This is a genomic window from Streptomyces sp. NPDC023723 (assembly GCF_040639815.1).
Classification (GTDB): domain Bacteria; phylum Actinomycetota; class Actinomycetes; order Streptomycetales; family Streptomycetaceae; genus Streptomyces.
Map to the genome: position 1 here is coordinate 13,158 of NZ_JBFAAP010000059.1, position 14,449 is coordinate 27,606.

At 74.3% G+C, this 14,449-nt stretch carries 15 protein-coding genes and 1 tRNA gene; 10 read left to right on the plus strand and 6 right to left on the minus strand.

What is annotated here, in order from left to right; translation table 11 throughout:
• Positions 1 to 165 precede the first annotated feature (165 nt).
• On the plus strand, positions 166 to 720 hold the full coding sequence (locus AB0G32_RS34730; protein ID WP_361172844.1) for a GNAT family N-acetyltransferase: 555 nt from the start codon (positions 166 to 168) through the stop codon (positions 718 to 720).
• Here AB0G32_RS34730 and AB0G32_RS34735 read toward each other — a convergent pair.
• Entirely contained in the window at positions 704 to 2,764 is a 2,061-nt protein-coding gene (locus AB0G32_RS34735; protein WP_361172847.1) for an MDR family MFS transporter, read from the minus strand. The genes AB0G32_RS34730 and AB0G32_RS34735 overlap by 17 nt on opposite strands.
• A gap of 498 nt (positions 2,765 to 3,262) precedes the next feature.
• On the opposite strand from AB0G32_RS34735, the gene AB0G32_RS34740 reads away from it, so the two are divergent.
• Complete coding sequence (locus AB0G32_RS34740; protein ID WP_361172850.1) at positions 3,263 to 4,402, plus strand: peptidoglycan-binding protein; 1,140 nt, start codon at positions 3,263 to 3,265, stop codon at positions 4,400 to 4,402.
• Positions 4,403 to 4,426: 24 nt separating this feature from the next.
• Here AB0G32_RS34740 and AB0G32_RS34745 read toward each other — a convergent pair whose 3' ends face one another.
• Complete coding sequence (locus AB0G32_RS34745; protein ID WP_361172853.1) at positions 4,427 to 5,086, minus strand: HAD-IA family hydrolase; 660 nt, start codon at positions 5,084 to 5,086, stop codon at positions 4,427 to 4,429.
• Between the two features lie 402 nt (positions 5,087 to 5,488).
• Positions 5,489 to 6,070 (minus strand): TMEM165/GDT1 family protein, encoded by a 582-nt coding sequence (locus AB0G32_RS34750; protein ID WP_361172856.1) that lies wholly within the window; start codon positions 6,068 to 6,070, stop codon positions 5,489 to 5,491.
• Between the two features lie 355 nt (positions 6,071 to 6,425).
• Between AB0G32_RS34750 and AB0G32_RS34755 the strand changes: the two genes are divergently transcribed.
• The 3 genes from AB0G32_RS34755 (at position 6,426) to AB0G32_RS34765 (ending at position 9,407) form a co-directional block, all read left to right on the plus strand.
• Positions 6,426 to 7,070 (plus strand): HNH endonuclease family protein, encoded by a 645-nt coding sequence (locus tag AB0G32_RS34755; protein ID WP_361172859.1) that lies wholly within the window; start codon positions 6,426 to 6,428, stop codon positions 7,068 to 7,070.
• Positions 7,071 to 7,179: 109 nt separating this feature from the next.
• The gene (locus AB0G32_RS34760) at positions 7,180 to 8,811 is read left to right on the plus strand and encodes an alkaline phosphatase D family protein (protein ID WP_361172862.1); all 1,632 of its coding nucleotides are present in this window, start codon (positions 7,180 to 7,182) and stop codon (positions 8,809 to 8,811) included.
• A 134-nt stretch (positions 8,812 to 8,945) separates the two neighbouring features.
• Entirely contained in the window at positions 8,946 to 9,407 is a 462-nt protein-coding gene (locus AB0G32_RS34765; protein ID WP_361172865.1) for a DoxX family protein, read from the plus strand.
• An 88-nt stretch (positions 9,408 to 9,495) separates the two neighbouring features.
• Here the strand turns inward: AB0G32_RS34765 and AB0G32_RS34770 are convergent, their stop codons facing one another.
• Positions 9,496 to 10,035: a superoxide dismutase family protein gene (locus AB0G32_RS34770; RefSeq protein WP_361172868.1), complete on the minus strand. Its 540-nt coding sequence runs from the start codon at positions 10,033 to 10,035 to the stop codon at positions 9,496 to 9,498.
• A 250-nt stretch (positions 10,036 to 10,285) separates the two neighbouring features.
• On the opposite strand from AB0G32_RS34770, the gene AB0G32_RS34775 reads away from it, so the two are divergent.
• Complete coding sequence (locus AB0G32_RS34775; RefSeq protein ID WP_361172871.1) at positions 10,286 to 10,921, plus strand: VTT domain-containing protein; 636 nt, start codon at positions 10,286 to 10,288, stop codon at positions 10,919 to 10,921.
• 19 nt (positions 10,922 to 10,940) lie between these two features.
• Here the strand turns inward: AB0G32_RS34775 and AB0G32_RS34780 are convergent, their stop codons facing one another.
• The gene (locus tag AB0G32_RS34780) at positions 10,941 to 11,174 is read right to left on the minus strand and encodes a DUF2277 domain-containing protein (protein WP_361172874.1); all 234 of its coding nucleotides are present in this window, start codon (positions 11,172 to 11,174) and stop codon (positions 10,941 to 10,943) included.
• Between the two features lie 71 nt (positions 11,175 to 11,245).
• Between AB0G32_RS34780 and AB0G32_RS34785 the strand changes: the two genes are divergently transcribed.
• A complete protein-coding gene (locus AB0G32_RS34785; RefSeq protein WP_361172877.1) occupies positions 11,246 to 11,593 on the plus strand; it encodes a hypothetical protein in 348 nt (115 codons plus the stop codon).
• Between the two features lie 147 nt (positions 11,594 to 11,740).
• Here AB0G32_RS34785 and AB0G32_RS34790 read toward each other — a convergent pair.
• Positions 11,741 to 11,812 (minus strand) — tRNA-Val (locus tag AB0G32_RS34790).
• A gap of 151 nt (positions 11,813 to 11,963) precedes the next feature.
• Here AB0G32_RS34790 and AB0G32_RS34795 point away from each other — a divergent pair.
• The 3 genes from AB0G32_RS34795 (at position 11,964) to AB0G32_RS34805 (ending at position 14,424) form a co-directional block, all read left to right on the plus strand.
• A complete protein-coding gene (locus AB0G32_RS34795) occupies positions 11,964 to 12,731 on the plus strand; it encodes a DUF4097 family beta strand repeat-containing protein (protein WP_361172880.1) in 768 nt (255 codons plus the stop codon).
• Between the two features lie 71 nt (positions 12,732 to 12,802).
• Positions 12,803 to 14,179: a hypothetical protein gene (locus AB0G32_RS34800; protein WP_361172883.1), complete on the plus strand. Its 1,377-nt coding sequence runs from the start codon at positions 12,803 to 12,805 to the stop codon at positions 14,177 to 14,179.
• A 26-nt stretch (positions 14,180 to 14,205) separates the two neighbouring features.
• Positions 14,206 to 14,424: a zinc ribbon domain-containing protein gene (locus AB0G32_RS34805; RefSeq protein ID WP_361172886.1), complete on the plus strand. Its 219-nt coding sequence runs from the start codon at positions 14,206 to 14,208 to the stop codon at positions 14,422 to 14,424.
• Positions 14,425 to 14,449: the final 25 nt, after the last annotated feature.

Here is a 14,449-nt window from a genome sequence, read left to right on the forward strand (position 1 = left end):
AATGCCTTCCAGGTTCTCGGCCCAACCGGCTTTCCGTACGGGCCGGTTCGAAGAGCGGGTACCCGCTGAGCCCCCGTCAAACGGCCGCCGGTCCGCGTACCGGGCAGGTTCCGGGGCGGGCAATCGCGGTTGCGCGGTGGACTCGTGGCCGCCGACCATGCCGGGATGACGTGGACCATCACCCCCGAGCCGTACGACTCGCCCGCCGCGACCGCGCTCTGGCGGGCGTACTACACCGAAGTCAGCGACCGCTGGTACCTGCTGCACGAGGGGCGGCCTACGGAGACGGGGGAGCTGGAGCGGGAGATCGCCCGGCAGACCGGTACCGAACTCACCCCGCCCCGAGGCGTGTTGCTGGTCGGCCGGTGGGACGGGGAGCCGGAGGGTACGGCGGGTGTGCGGCTGCTCGACGCCACCACGGCCGAGCTGACGCGGGTGTATGTGCGGGAGGGGCTGCGGGGGCGAGGTGGCGCCGCCTTGCTGGTGGGGGCGGCGGAGGAGGCGGCGCGGGAGCTGGGGGCGGGGAGAGTGGTGCTGGACACCCGGAGTGACCTGGTCGAGGCGCGTGCGCTGTACGCCCGGCTCGGCTATCGGGAGGCACCGGCGCACAACGACGACCCGTACGCCGAGCACTGGTTCGCCAAGCCGCTCGGGCGGGATGCGGCGGGCCGGGACGTGGCGGGCCGAGGCACCGGCCCGGGGGTCAGCCCGGGCGGGTGAGGACGCGTTCGTCGTCGTGCGGGCGTTCGCGGCGCGCGCCGCACAGCTCGCCGTTCAACTCCTCGACCAGGCGGATCAGATCCCGCGGGCGGTCCGGGCCCCACCAGTCGCCGAGCAGTTCGGCCAGCGACTCCTCGCGGGCGTGCGCGAGCCGTCCGGCCACCTCGCGGCCGTGGTCGGTCAGGACCAGGCCGAGGCCCTCCCGGACGGCGAGGTGCCGCACCTCGGCCTGCCGGGCGGCCTCCAGGACCACGGTCAGCGGTACGGCGCTGCCCTCGGCGAGGCGGCCCGGCTCCACACAGCCGTACCGCCTGATCCGCAGCAGCAGCCAGCTCGTCGCGGGCAGCAGGTCGTACCCGGCGCGGGTGGTGATCTTCCGGTAGGCCGCGCGGCGGCCCTCCCGGGTGCCGAGGACCGACAGCGCGCGGCACACCTCGTCGCGGGAGGAGCGCTGGACCGGGTTGCTGGCCAGGGTTTGGGTGGCGTCGGGGGCGGTGACCGAGCCGCGCAGCCGGTCCTCCTTGAGGAACCAGGCCAGCACGAAGCCGACGAGGGCGACCGGGGCGGCGTAGAGGAAGACGTCGGTGATGGAGGCGGCGTAGGCGTGGATCGCCTCCGGGCGCAGGGAGGCGGGCAGGGCCGCGATGCCGCGCGGGTCGGATTCGAGGGTGTCCGCGGAGACGCCGGGCGGCAGCCGGACGCCGCTGAACGCGTCGGTGAGGCGGTCGGCGAGGCGGCTCGCGAAGACGGTGCCGAAGACGGCCACGCCGAAGGCCGCGCCGATCGAGCGGAAGAAGGTCGCGCCGGAGGTGGCGACGCCCAGATCCGCGTACGGGACGGCGTTCTGCACGATGAGGACCAGCACCTGCATCACCAGACCGAGGCCCAGTCCGAAGACGAAGAAGAAGGCGCTCATCTCGGCGGTCGGGCTGTTCTCGTCCAGTTGGTGCAGGAGCAGCAGACCGAGGGCGGTGACGCCGGTGCCGGCGATCGGGAACACCTTCCAGCGGCCGGTGCGGCTGACGATCTGGCCGGAGGCGGTGGACGCCAGCAGCAGGCCGACCACCATCGGCAGCATGTGCACCCCGGACATGGTCGGGCTGACGCCCTGCACCACCTGGAGGAAGGTCGGCAGATACGTCATCGCGCCGAACAGCGCGAAACCGACCACCAGGCTGATCACCGCCGACAGCACGAAGGTGCGGACCCGGAACAGGCGCAGCGGGAGTACCGGCTCGGCGGCCCGGCGTTCGACGGCCACGAAGACGGCGGCCAGCAGGACGCCCAGGACCGCCAGGCCGATGATCCCCGGCGAGGCCCAGGCCCAGGTGGTGCCGCCGAGGGAGGCGACCAGGACCAGGCAGGTGGCGACGGCGGCGATGAGGAAGGTGCCGAGGTAGTCGATGACATGGCGTTCGGTGCGGCGCGGGATGTGCAGCACCGTCGCGATCACGGCGAGGGCGATCAGGCCGACCGGCAGGTTGATGTAGAAGACCCAGCGCCAGCTGAGATGCTCGGTGAAGACGCCGCCGAGCAGCGGGCCGAGCACACTGGTGGCGCCGAACACCGCACCGAACAGGCCCTGGTACCGGCCCCGGTCGCGGGGCGGCACCAGGTCGCCGACGATCGCCATCGACAGCACCATCAGCCCGCCGCCGCCCAGTCCCTGCACCGCCCGGAACGCGATCAGCTCACCCATGTTCTGTGCGACGCCGCACAGCGCCGAACCGGCCAGGAAGATCACGATCGCCGTCTGGAACAGCCGCTTGCGCCCGTACTGGTCGCCGAGCTTGCCCCACAGCGGCGTCGCGGCGGTCGCGGCCAGCAGATACGCGGTCACGACCCACGACAGGTGCGCCATGCCGCCGAGGTCGCTGACGATGGTGGGCAGCGCGGTGGAGACGATGGTCTGGTCCAGGGCGGCCAGCAGCATGCCGAGGAGCAGGGCCCCGATGGAGACGAGGACATGGCGCGGGACCCGCTCGTCCTGCGGGGTGCCGCGCGCCGCGTCCCGCGTACTGCCGGTGTCCCCGGTCACGGTCATGCCGACCTCCCGAACCCGACGCGAATTCTCTGGTCACACCTTTCCTCCTGTTCGGTGTGACCGGTTATGGCCTGTTCAGTCGTGCGGAATGCCGGTATTCCGTCGGGGGTCGGGGGCAATCGAGGGCTGGTGGGGCCCGGCGGGGCAGGGGTACGTGCGTGCGACTGTGGAGGAGATCTGCATAATCTCTGGAGTTCGCGAGGGGACGCGGACTTCGTAAGGGGAGCAAGGGGAGGGGACTGACGCGTGGGACAGCCGGTGGGACCAGAGGGGTCCGGGGGGCCAGGAGAGGCCGGAGGACCAGGAGAGGCCGGGGGGCCAGGAGAGGCCGGGGGGCTCGCTGGGAAGGCGCGGCATCCGGAACAGGCCGCGGAGGCGGGCCAGGGGGCGGCGGAGAAGGCTGCGGGGGCGGAGGTGACTCCGGAGGCTGAGGTGACTCCGGAGGCTGAGGCTGAGGTGCCTGCGGGGGCGGAGGGAGCCGCAGAGGCGGAGGGAGCCGTGGGGGCGGCCTGCCCGGAGTGCGGGGCGCCTCGGCGGGCGGACCGCACGCCCTCCTGCCCGTGCGGCCCACGGGCGGCCGACGCCCTGCTCGAGACCCGCACCGCCGAGGCGGCCGCCGCGGAGGACTTCAACCCGCTGCGGATACGGCCGTACGTCGCACTGGACGAGTCGGACGGCGCCGGCGCGGAACCCACCGGCCCCGCCAACGGCACGAGTACGCCCGACGATCCCCCCGCGCCCGACGGCAAACCGGCGGACCCCGCGGCCACGGACGGGAAAACCGCCCCGCACACGGCCGAGACCACCATGATGCTGCGCGCCCCCGATCCCGCCCCCGTCCCGGCCGAAGAGACCCCCGCCACCGCGGTGACGGCCGTCCTCCCCACCCCCCTCGCACCGCCGTCGAACGCGCCCAACGCCACCGACCTGCGACTGTTCGAACCGTCGTCCGGCGCACCCACCGGACCGCACACCCCCGCGCTCCCCGGGGTGCCCGAGCCCGCCCCCCGCCGCCGCCCCCGGCGGGCCGCGGTCGTCGGTGCCGCGGTGGTCGCCGTCGTGGCGCTGGGGACCGCCGGGTACGCGAGCGGACTGTTCTCCTACGAGTCCCCGGCGCGGAGCGAGGCCCCGGCGGACCAGGTACGGGCCGGGGTGCCGGAGCCGTCGACCGACGCCGCCTCGGCGGAAGAGATCACCGGCGACGCCTCCGCGTCGTCCGCGCCCGCGTCGCCGTCCGCGTCCGCCGCCACGTCCGGGGAGGCGAGCCCGTCGTCCTCGGCGTCCCCGTCCGCGTCGAGCGCCGCGCCCTCCGGGTCCAGCAGCACCGCGCCGAGCCGGTCGGCGTCCGCGTCGGACTCCGGTGCCCCGGCGACGGAGTCCGAGCCGACGGAGGACGGCCCGGAGGAGGGGACCGCCACGGTGCTGCGCCGCGGCGACGCGGGCCCGGAGGTCACCGAGCTCCAGCTCCGCCTGCGTCAGCTGCACCTCTACATGGACGACGTCGACGGCGACTACGGCCGCCGGGTCGAGGACGCCGTCCGTACCTTCCAGTGGGCGCGCGGCATCCACTCCGAGGAACTGGGCACGTACGGGCCGAAGACCCGGGAGCAGCTGGAACGGGAGACGCAGGAGCCGTGAGCCCCTCGGCGGGGGAAACTCCCCTCAGCCGATGTGCAGCCGGACCGTGCCGTCCGCCGTGGCCGCCACCCGTACCTCGGTCAGGTCGCGGACCAGCGCGTCGGGACCGTGCAGGGCCGCCCGGGGGCCCACGCCGACGACGCGCATGCCGGCGGCGCGCGCGGCGGTGATGCCGGCCCCGGAGTCCTCGAAGGCGACGCAGTCGGCCGGGGCGGTGCCCAGTTCGGCGGCGCCCTTGAGGAAGCCCTCGGGGTCGGGCTTGCTGGCGCCGACCGACTCGGCGGTGACCCGCACCTCGGGCAGGGCGAGGCCGGCGGCGCCCATCCGGGCGGTGGACAGTGCCACGTCGGCGGAGGTGACCAGGGCGTGCGGCAGGCCGCGCAGGGCGGCGAGGAACTCCGGCGCCCCCGGGACGGCGACCACGCCGTCGGTGTCGGCGGTCTCCTCGGCCAGCAGCCGCGCGTTGTCGGCGTAGTTCTCGTCCATCGGCCGGTCGGGCAGCAGTACCGCCATCGAGGCGTAGCCCTGGCGGCCGTGCACGACCTTCATGACCTCGTCGCCGTCGAGTCCGTGCCGGCCGGCCCAGCGCCGCCAGACGCGCTCGACGGAGGCGTCGGAGTTGACGAGGGTGCCGTCCATGTCCAGCAGCAGGGCGCGGGCGGTGAGCACGGTGGTGGCCGTCATCGGCAGACTCCAGGGCGTCGGGAGGTACACAAGGCGGCCCCGCCCGCCGGTCAGGGAAAACGGGCGGGAGCCACTTTGTTCCCCCACGGTACAAAACACACCGGGGATCGCGCCAGCGGCCCCGCCCACCGTTCATCCGACGTTCAGCACGCGGGGCCGTCCGACGCCCAGCACGCGGGCCGTCCGGCGCACAGCACGCGAGAGCCGCACCCGACCGCCCGGCACCCCCGCACACCGCCCCCACCGGAGCCGGACTCGCCGCCCCACCGAAGCCAGCCCCACCCGCACCGGAAGCCGGACCCTGCCGCCCCACCGAAGCCGGACTGGCCCGCCCCACCGAAGCCACCCCCACCCGCACCCGGAAGCCGGCCCCACCCACCCCCAGAAGCCGGCCCCAGCCCCTCAGCCGGCCACCGCCTCCCACAGGCTCCACACGCCCAGCCCCAGCATCAGCACCGCCGCCACCTGCGTGATCAGCTTCAGCGGCACCCGCTTCATCAGCGCCTTCCCGCCGACGATGCCGAGCCCGGCCACCGCCCACAGGGCGAGCACCGCGCCCAGGCCGACCGACAATGGGTCGTCGTAGCGGGCGGCCAGGTTGGCCGTCATGATCTGCGTGAGGTCGCCGAACTCGGCGACCAGGATGAGCATGAAGCCCGCCCCCGCGACCTTCCAGAAGGACTGGTTCTCCGGCTTGCGGACCTCCGCCTCGTCCTCGTCCTTCTTGAGCAGCAGCACCGCCGCGCCGCCCAGGAAGAGCACACCGGTGATCGCGTGCACGATCTGCTGCGGCAGCAGCGTCAGCACGCTGCCCGCCGCGACGGCCAGCGCGACGTGCACCAGGAACGCGGCGGCGACGCCCGCGAAGACGTACGAGGCGCGGTAACGGGTGCCGAGGACGAGGCCGGCGAGCGCGGTCTTGTCCGGCAGTTCGGCGAGGAAGACGACGCCGAACACCAGCGCGGTCACGGTAAAGCTGAGCAAGGGTTCCTCAATCGGTCGGGGCCGCCCCGCCGAGAGTGCGCGTTCCTGTCAGGGGACACCTCGGCACGGCAGCACACAGGCATGCACTGCTTGCCGAAGGTCTCGCTGGCGGGCCCCGCACGGGTACCGCCTCCGGGCGCCGGCTCAGCCGAGCTGAGCAGTATGTCGACGGTCCGGCGAAGAGCTACTCCCCTTCTGCGCCGTCCATGGTACGCGACGCGAAAGTCCCGTCGCCGACCTTGTCATGACATGAACACGTCACTAACGTCTCACCGGGCGCTCATCTCCCCGCAACACGAGCCCGCGAGCATTCCCTCGCTCGCGCTCACCACCCCCACCACCCAAGGGAGTTCGCATGTCGAAGTTCTACGCGCGTCGACCGCTGAGCATACTCGCGGCGCTCACCGGAGTCATGGCCTCCGTCGCGCTGTTCAACGGCCCGACCGCGTCCGCCGCCCTCCCCACCCCGGTCAGCGCCGCCACCGCCCGCACCTACCTGGCCTCCCTCACCGTGGCCACCGAGAACCGCACCGGCTACGACCGCGACCTCTTCCCGCACTGGATCACCCAGTCCGGCACCTGCAACACCCGCGAGACCGTCCTCAAGCGCGACGGCTCGAACGTCGTCACCGACTCCGCCTGCGCCTCCACCAGCGGCTCCTGGTACTCCGTCTACGACGGCGCCACCTGGACCGCCGCCTCCGACGTCGACATCGACCACCTGGTGCCGCTGGCCGAGGCGTGGGACTCCGGCGCGAGCGGCTGGACCACCGCCCGCCGCCAGTCGTTCGCCAACGACCTGACCCGCCCGCAGCTCATCGCGGTCACCGACAACGTCAACCAGGCCAAGGGCGACCAGGACCCGGCCACCTGGATGCCCTCCCGGACCGCCTACCACTGCACCTATCTGCGGGCCTGGGTGCAGGTGAAGTACTACTACGGCCTCTCGGTCGACTCCGCCGAGAAGTCCACGCTGACCAGCGGTCTCGCGAGCTGCTGACCGGGCGGCCGGGGGCGGCCGCCCCGCCGACTGCCCCCGGAACCTCGCCGCCGGCCTCCGTCGTTCCGTACCGTACGGCCCGTACGGGGCGACGGAGAGGGGACCGACCATGGGCGATCTGCGCCTGGGACCGCTGCTGAGGTACGCCGACGGCTCGGCCGCGACCGTGTGGGTCGAGGCGGGCGGTCCGTGCGCCGCCGAGGTGCGCTGCGCCGACGGGGCCGGCGGCACCGCCCGCACCTTCCAGGTGGCGGGGCACCACTACGCCCTCGTCGAGGTGGCCGGCCTGACCCAGGGCGCGGCGACGCCGTACGAGGTGTTCCTGGACGGCACCCGGGTGTGGCCGCTGCCCGACTCGCCGTTCCCGCCGTCCGTGATCCGCACGCCGGCCGAGGACGGCGAGGTGCGGGTCGCGTTCGGCTCCTGCCGGTGGGCCGCCCCGGCGGCCGACGAGCAGGACCCGGTGGGCCCGGACGCGCTGGACACGCTCGCCGCCCGGATCGCCGCCGACCCCGAGGGCGAGCGGCCCGACGTGCTGCTGCTCCTGGGCGACCAGGTGTACGCCGACGAGGTGTCCGACGCGACCCGCCGCTGGCTGGCCGGGCGCCGCGACCTGGCCGAGCCGCCCGGCGCGGAGGTCGCGGACTACGAGGAGTACACCCACCTCTACTACGAGTCCTGGCTCGACCCGGAGGTGCGCTGGCTGCTGTCCACCGTGCCCAGCTGCATGATCTTCGACGATCACGACGTCATCGACGACTGGAACACCTCCGCCGCCTGGCTCGACGACATGCGGGCCACCGGCTGGTGGCGCGAGCGGCTGCTGAGCGGCCTGATGTCGTACTGGGTCCACCAGCACCTGGGGAACCTGCCCCCGGCCGAACTGGCCGCCGACCCCGTCTACGCCGCCGTCCGCGGGTCCGCCGACGGCACCGACGCGCTGCGCGCCTTCGCCGCCGAGGCCGACGCCGACGCCGCCTCGGTCCGCTGGAGCTACCGGCGCGACTTCGGCCGGGTCCGGCTGCTGATGGTGGACAGCCGGGCGGCCCGGGTGCTCGACGAACAGCGGCGGTCCATGCTCGACCCCGCGGAGGCCGAGTGGCTGCGCGCTCAGGCCCTGGACGGCCGGGGCTCCTACGACCACCTGCTGCTCGGCACCTCGCTGCCCTGGCTGCTGCCGCACCTGATCCACGACGTGGAGGGGTGGAACGCCGCCCTGTGCCGGGGCGAGCGGGGCGCGCGCTGGGCCCGGCTCGGCGAGAAGGTGCGGCGCGCGGCCGACCTGGAGCACTGGGCGGCGTTCCCGGCCTCGTTCGACGCGCTGGCCGCGCTGATAGCGGAGGTCGGGACCGGGCCCGAGGCACCGGCGACGGTGTGCGTGCTGTCGGGAGACGTGCACCACGCCTACGTCGCCGAGCCGGCCTGGCCGGGAGCGGCGCCGGACGCCCATGTGGTGCAGCTGACCTGTTCGCCGGTGCACAACTCCGTGCCGCTCTCCATCCGGCTCGGCTTCCGGTTCGGCTGGAGCGGGCCGGCCCGGGCGCTGGGCCGGTGGTTCGCCCGGCACGGGCGGCTGGCCCGGCCGGCGGTGCGCTGGCGCCGGGACGGCGGGCCCTGGTTCGGCAACCAGCTGATGACGCTGACCCTGCGCGGCCGCTCGGCCCGGCTGCGGCTGGAGAAGGCGGCGCGCGGGGACGGCACGACGGTGCTGCGGACGGTCACGGAGACCAAGCTGTCGTGATGCTGTCAATGTCGGTCTGGCTGAATGTTGAGATTGCAAGCACTAGTTAGGTCTGCCTAACGTGGAGGCTCCACTTCCGTCCCCCGAAGCGACCGGTTCCTCACGACCGGTCCTCTGAAGGAGTGACCCCCCACATGACCGGACGCCTCAACAGCGCCCAGCCCTACGCCCTCGGCCTGTTCCGGATAGTCGTCGGCCTGCTCTTCCTCTGCCACGGCGCCGCCTCCCTGTTCGGGGTCCTCGGCGGCGCCGCGGGCACCGGCGGCGGCACCGTCGAGGCCGGGACCTGGCCCAACTGGTACGCCGCCGTGATCCAGCTGGTCGGCGGCGGCCTGGTGCTGCTCGGCCTCGGCACCCGGGCCGCCGCGCTGATCGCCTCGGGCTCGATGGCCTACGCGTACTTCAAGATGCACCAGCCCGGCGCCCTGTGGCCGATGGAGAACGGCGGTGAGGCCTCCGCGATGTTCTGCTGGGCCTTCCTGCTGCTGGTCTTCACCGGCTCCGGCGCCTTCGGCCTGGACCGGCTGCTGGCCCGGCGCACCGCCGGGGCGGACCGGGACCGGGCCGCCGAACGGCAGACACCGGTCTCGGTCTGATCCCGGCCGGCCGAACGCGGGAACACCGCAGCGGTGCCCTCCGCCTCACGCGGAGGGCACCGCTGCGTCGTTCCCGCCGGTCAGCCGGTCAGCCGGCCGGCCGGAGCGGCACCGTGAAGCAGGCGGCGCGGTCGCCGGAGTTGCCCGGCCGGTCGTGGATCACCACGGACGACGCCTCGCCCGGCCGGAAGTCCCAGTCGTGCTGGGCGGTGGCCCAGCCCGCGCCCTGCGGGTCGGGGGTGAAGTCGAGCCACACCTCGTTCTCCGGGTTGGCGTCGGCCGGGTCGGCGGAGGGCCGGTGCTGGTAGTGCCCGCCCGCGGCGGCCGGGTCGGCGCCGCACGGCTTCTGGTGCACATGGGCGCCGTACGCGTGCCCCGGCACCAGGCCGCGCACCCGCAGCCGGACGGTGGTCGCGCCACCGCGGTCGGTGTGCCGCCGCACCTCGATCCACGACCCGGCCGGGACCAGTTTCCGGTCGTACGTCAGCGCCGGGTGCGAGGCGTCGTCGCCGGGGGCCGCGAAGCGGGCGTCCGCGCGCACCGAGTCCTGATCGTCACCGTGGGCGACGGCACCGCCGCCCACGAGGACCACCGCGGCCACGGCACCCGCGCATATTCCTGCCACCATGATGTGTTCCGTCCGTCACTCTCGGGGGGAATGGGGCGGTATGTGCCGCCCCACCGTCGTTGCTACGGGAGAGCGGCACCGGCCGCTCCCGGAAGGCGGCAGCCGGGTGAACCGCCCGTGTCCGGCGCGCGAGCCCCCTGTGAACCCGCTGTCGTACCCCGGGCGTAGGCTGTATGGCTGTCATCGGCCTCCCCTGCCGCCCGCGCGGCGCGGCTGGTCAGGCCCACGGGGGAAGCCATGGGGAGTCACGGTGTTCGGAAGTATGGGGTCGCTGGTCAGCAGCCCTTGGATCTACGCCTTCGTGGCCCTCTCCGTGCTCCTGGACGTGTTCCTGCCGGTACTGCCGAGCGGCGTCCTGGTGATCGCCGCGGCCACGGCGGCGGCGGCCGGCTCGGGCGCCGCGACCGGCCAGGTCCCGCACGACGTCCCCGACATCCTGGTGCTGATCCTGTGCGCCACCACCGCGTCCGTCCTCGGTGACCTGGTCGCCTTCCGGCTCGCCTGGAGCGGCGGCCCGCGGCTGGACCGGGCGATCGCCCGCTCGCGCAGGCTGACCAAGGCACAGGAACGTCTCGGCGCGGCGCTGGCCCGCGGTGGCGGCGCGCTGGTGGTGCTGGCCCGGTTCGCCCCGGCCGGGCGCTCGATCGTCTCCCTCGGCGCGGGCGCCGCCCACCGCCGGGTGCGGGAGTTCCTGCCCTGGTCGGCGCTGGCCGGGCTGTCCTGGGCCGCGTACAGCGTGGCGCTCGGCTACTTCGGCGGCCAGTGGCTGGGCGCGACGTGGCTGGCGACGGGGGTCTCCCTGGTCGCCCTGTTCGGCGCGGGCGCGGGCGCGGCGCTGCTGATGCGGCGCCCGGCGCGGGCGGCGGAGTCCGCGCCGACGCGGTGAGCCCCTGCGGCCGGGCGGGTCAGCCCGCCCGGCGCGGCTGAGCCCCGCCCCGTACCTCCAGACCGGCCAGCAGTTCCGCGGTCGCCTCGGTGACCGCGGCCACGGCCCGGTCGAACACCTCCTGGTTGTGCGCGGCCGGCGCCCGGAACCCGGACACCTTGCGCACGTACTGGAGGGCGGCGGCCCGGATCTCGTCGTCGGTGGCCTGCTCGGCCAGCGCGGGCGGACGGAGCGTCTTGATGCTGCGGCACATGCCTCAAGTCTCCCCCTGATCTCCCCCTGGAGAACGTGCGACCCAAAATCGAACAGGAGTATCATTCAGGGGTGGCTACGACCTATGACTTTCCGAGTGACCTCCTCGCCGGTCAGGAGGAACTCCATCAGGTCCGGGCCGACCTGTCGGCCCTGTTGAAGCGGCTCCCCTGGTCCGTGGCACCGGTGGACGGCTTCAGCGACGACAACGGCTGGCGCAAGGTGGAGCGCCCGGCCTCCCCCGGCTGGTCCGAGGACGAACAGGCCGAGGTGGAGAAGCTGCGCCGCCGCGAACGCGAACTGGCGGTGTTCGTCACCACCCACCGCTACTGGGACCAGTTCACCGGCACCGACCAGGTCACCGCCCGCTCCCGCCTCAAACACACCCCCGAGACGCCGCCCGCGGACGACCGCGACTGAGGGCACCCGGCGGACGGGGCACGGGCAGCGGCACAGGCAACAGGCACAGGCGCAGGCGCAGGCGCAGGCGCAGGCGCAGGCATATGAGAAGAGGCCCCCGGAGCATCTCCGAGGGCCTCTGACACCGATGCCCGGCATCGGTCGCGGTGGGCGCGGACGGTTTCGAACCGCCGACATCCTGCTTGTAAGGCAGGCGCTCTACCCCTGAGCTACGCACCCGAGACGAGTCGACAGCCTACACGGCGCGGGGCGCCCGGGGGTTTCCCCCCCTTTCGATCCGGGAGCGTCCCGGATCGCGACGGCACACCCCCGAAACCTACGGTCGTAGAGCCTCGCCGAGGCCCGCCGTCCGTTCCAGGGGGAGACCGTCATGTCCCGAACCGTTCCCGCCCGCGCGCTCGCCGCCGCCGGTGCCGTCGTCCTCGCCGTCGCGGGGCTGGCGGCCTGCGCCTCGCCCGACGAGGACAACGACCCCGACCGGCGGTCCTTCGCGCTGCCGGGCCGCACGCTCACCGTCGACTCCGACGACTCCGCCCTGGAGATCGTCGCCGCGGCGGACAACGCGGCGGGCCGGATCGACGTCACCCGGTGGTTCAGCGGGTCGGTGACGCTCGGGAAGGAACCCGAGGTGACCTGGAGGATGGACGGCGACCGCCTGGTGCTGCGCACCACCTGCACGGGCTTCATCGCCGACTGCGCGGCCAGGCACCGGATCGAGGTGCCCCGCGGTGTGGCCGTCGAGGTGGCGGAGGACGACGGCAGCGTACGGGCCCGGGGGTTCCGCGACCCGCTGGGCATCCGCACCCAGGACGGCTCGGTGCGCGTCACGGACTCCACCGGCCCGCTGGACCTGCGCAGCGACGACGGCTCGGTCCGCGCGGCGGTCTCCTCGCGCCGGGTGAAGGCGGAGACGAAGGACGGCTCGGTGCGCCTGGACCTCGGCGCCGTGCCCGACCGGGTCGACACCCGCAGCGACGACGGCTCGGTGACCGTCGCCCTGCCCCGGGCCACGTACCAGGTGACGGCCGACACCGACGACGGCTCGGTGGACGTGTCGGTGCCCCGGGACGACTCCAGCGCCCATGTGGTGAACGCCCGTACCGCCGACGGCGAAGTCACGGTCCGTACGGCGAACTGACCGGCCCGTGTGTTCGTCCTCAACGGGTGGGAGAATGAACCCGGGCAGGGCGGACGACACGGGAGAGGGATGTGACGGCGACACCATCGCAGCCGGACACGCCGCCGATGGTGCCCTGCGCGCCACCAACACGGCTGCGCGACGCCCTCACCCTGCTGGCCCTGCCGCTGCTCGCCGCGCCGGCCCTGTGCGCGGCGTTCGCCGGCGGCGGCACCCGGCGCTGGTTCGGCGGCCGGGCGGAGAACGAGCGGGCCCAGGCGCAGACCGCCAAGGACGACGCCGCCGCCGCGTTCTACGAGCTGGACACCGCCCAGCGGGACCTGCGGATCTCCATCGAGACGATCACCGCCGTCGACGACTCCCCGGCCGGCCGGCGCGCCGTCGACGGCTTCGACGCCCTCGGCCGGCGCATCGACGAGGCCAGCCACCAGTACATCAGCGCCGTCGACGCCCACGACCTGGACCGGGACGACCTGGAGGCGTCGACCGCCGCCCGGGCCCGCGCCGAGCTGACCGCCGCCAAGGCGGAGCTGGACCGGGTCAAGGGCGAACTGGACCGCTTCACCGAGGGCCTCGGCCCGCTGCTCGGCAAGGCCGAGACCCAGCTCGCCCGCCTCGCCCCCGCCGTCGAACGCGCCCGGCAGTCCCTGCAAGCCGCCTCCGACGCCCTGGACGCCGTACGCGGCTCGGGGCTGACCGCGGACGACCTGGCCGCCCGGCTGGCCGCCCTCGCCCCGGAGCTGACCAAGCTGAACCAGGGCGCCGGGCGGCACGGCGTGCCCGGCACCCTGGAGCGCGCCGAGCGGGTCGCCCGGGAGGCGGAGGCGGTCCGGGCGGAGGCCGAGCGGCTGCCCGAGCGGGCCGCCGAGACCGACAAGCGGCTGGTCTCGCTGCGCACCCGCGCGCAGGCCCTCACCACCCGCGCCGAACAGGTCGAGCCGGTCCTCAGCGAACTGCGCCGCCGCTTCACCGCCGCCTGCTGGCAGGACCTCCAGCACGTGCCCGAGCAGGCCCGCGAGACGGTCGCGCAGGCCGAACGGAAACTGGCCGAGGCCCGCACCGCCCGCGACGCCCAGCGCTGGCCCGACGCGACCGCCCTGCTGTCGACGGTCCGCGCCCTGCTGAACGAGACCGACGAGGCCGTCTCCGCCGCCGGCGACCGCCTCCGGCAGCTGAACGCCGTGCAGAAGGACCCGCGGGCCGAGATCGAACGGACCCGGTTCGCCATCCGCGACGCCCAGCGCCTCGCCATGGCCGGCCGCAGCACCCCCGACCCCCGCGACGCCCGCCCGCTGGACGACGCCGTGGCCCGTCTGGACCGCGCGATCGGCACCCTGGAGGGCCGGCACCCCGACTACTGGCACTTCCTCACCGAGACGGACGCGGTCCGCCACGCGGTGGCCGGGGTGGTCGGCCGGATACGGGAGGAGCGCGGAGCCGGTCACTGACCGGCGCCGCCGGTTAATCTGGGCGCATGCCTCGCTACGAGTACCGCTGCCGCTCCTGCGGCGACACGTTCGAACTGAGCCGTCCGATGGCCGAGTCGGGCGCCCCCGCCGCCTGCCCGGCCGGCCACGACGACACCGTGAAGCTGCTGTCGACGGTCGCGGTCGGCGGCACCTCCGCCGCACCGGCGTCCCCCGCGCCCGGGTCCGGCGGGGGCGGCTGCTGCGGCGGGGGCTGCTGCGGCTGACCCACGGCCGGCCTTCAGGCTGCCT

What these genes read in the sequence shown, in the direction of transcription:
- AB0G32_RS34730 (WP_361172844.1), top strand. Translation starts at nt 166, where the DNA reads ATGACGTGGACCATCACCCCCGAGCCGTACGACTCGCCCGCCGCGACC.
- AB0G32_RS34735 (WP_361172847.1), bottom strand. Translation starts at nt 2,764, where the DNA reads ATGACCGTGACCGGGGACACCGGCAGTACGCGGGACGCGGCGCGCGGC.
- AB0G32_RS34745 (WP_361172853.1), bottom strand. Translation starts at nt 5,086, where the DNA reads ATGACGGCCACCACCGTGCTCACCGCCCGCGCCCTGCTGCTGGACATG.
- AB0G32_RS34755 (WP_361172859.1), top strand. Translation starts at nt 6,426, where the DNA reads ATGTCGAAGTTCTACGCGCGTCGACCGCTGAGCATACTCGCGGCGCTC.
- AB0G32_RS34760 (WP_361172862.1), top strand. Translation starts at nt 7,180, where the DNA reads ATGGGCGATCTGCGCCTGGGACCGCTGCTGAGGTACGCCGACGGCTCG.
- AB0G32_RS34765 (WP_361172865.1), top strand. Translation starts at nt 8,946, where the DNA reads ATGACCGGACGCCTCAACAGCGCCCAGCCCTACGCCCTCGGCCTGTTC.
- AB0G32_RS34770 (WP_361172868.1), bottom strand. Translation starts at nt 10,035, where the DNA reads ATGGTGGCAGGAATATGCGCGGGTGCCGTGGCCGCGGTGGTCCTCGTG.
- AB0G32_RS34780 (WP_361172874.1), bottom strand. Translation starts at nt 11,174, where the DNA reads ATGTGCCGCAGCATCAAGACGCTCCGTCCGCCCGCGCTGGCCGAGCAG.
- AB0G32_RS34795 (WP_361172880.1), top strand. Translation starts at nt 11,964, where the DNA reads ATGTCCCGAACCGTTCCCGCCCGCGCGCTCGCCGCCGCCGGTGCCGTC.
- AB0G32_RS34805 (WP_361172886.1), top strand. Translation starts at nt 14,206, where the DNA reads ATGCCTCGCTACGAGTACCGCTGCCGCTCCTGCGGCGACACGTTCGAA.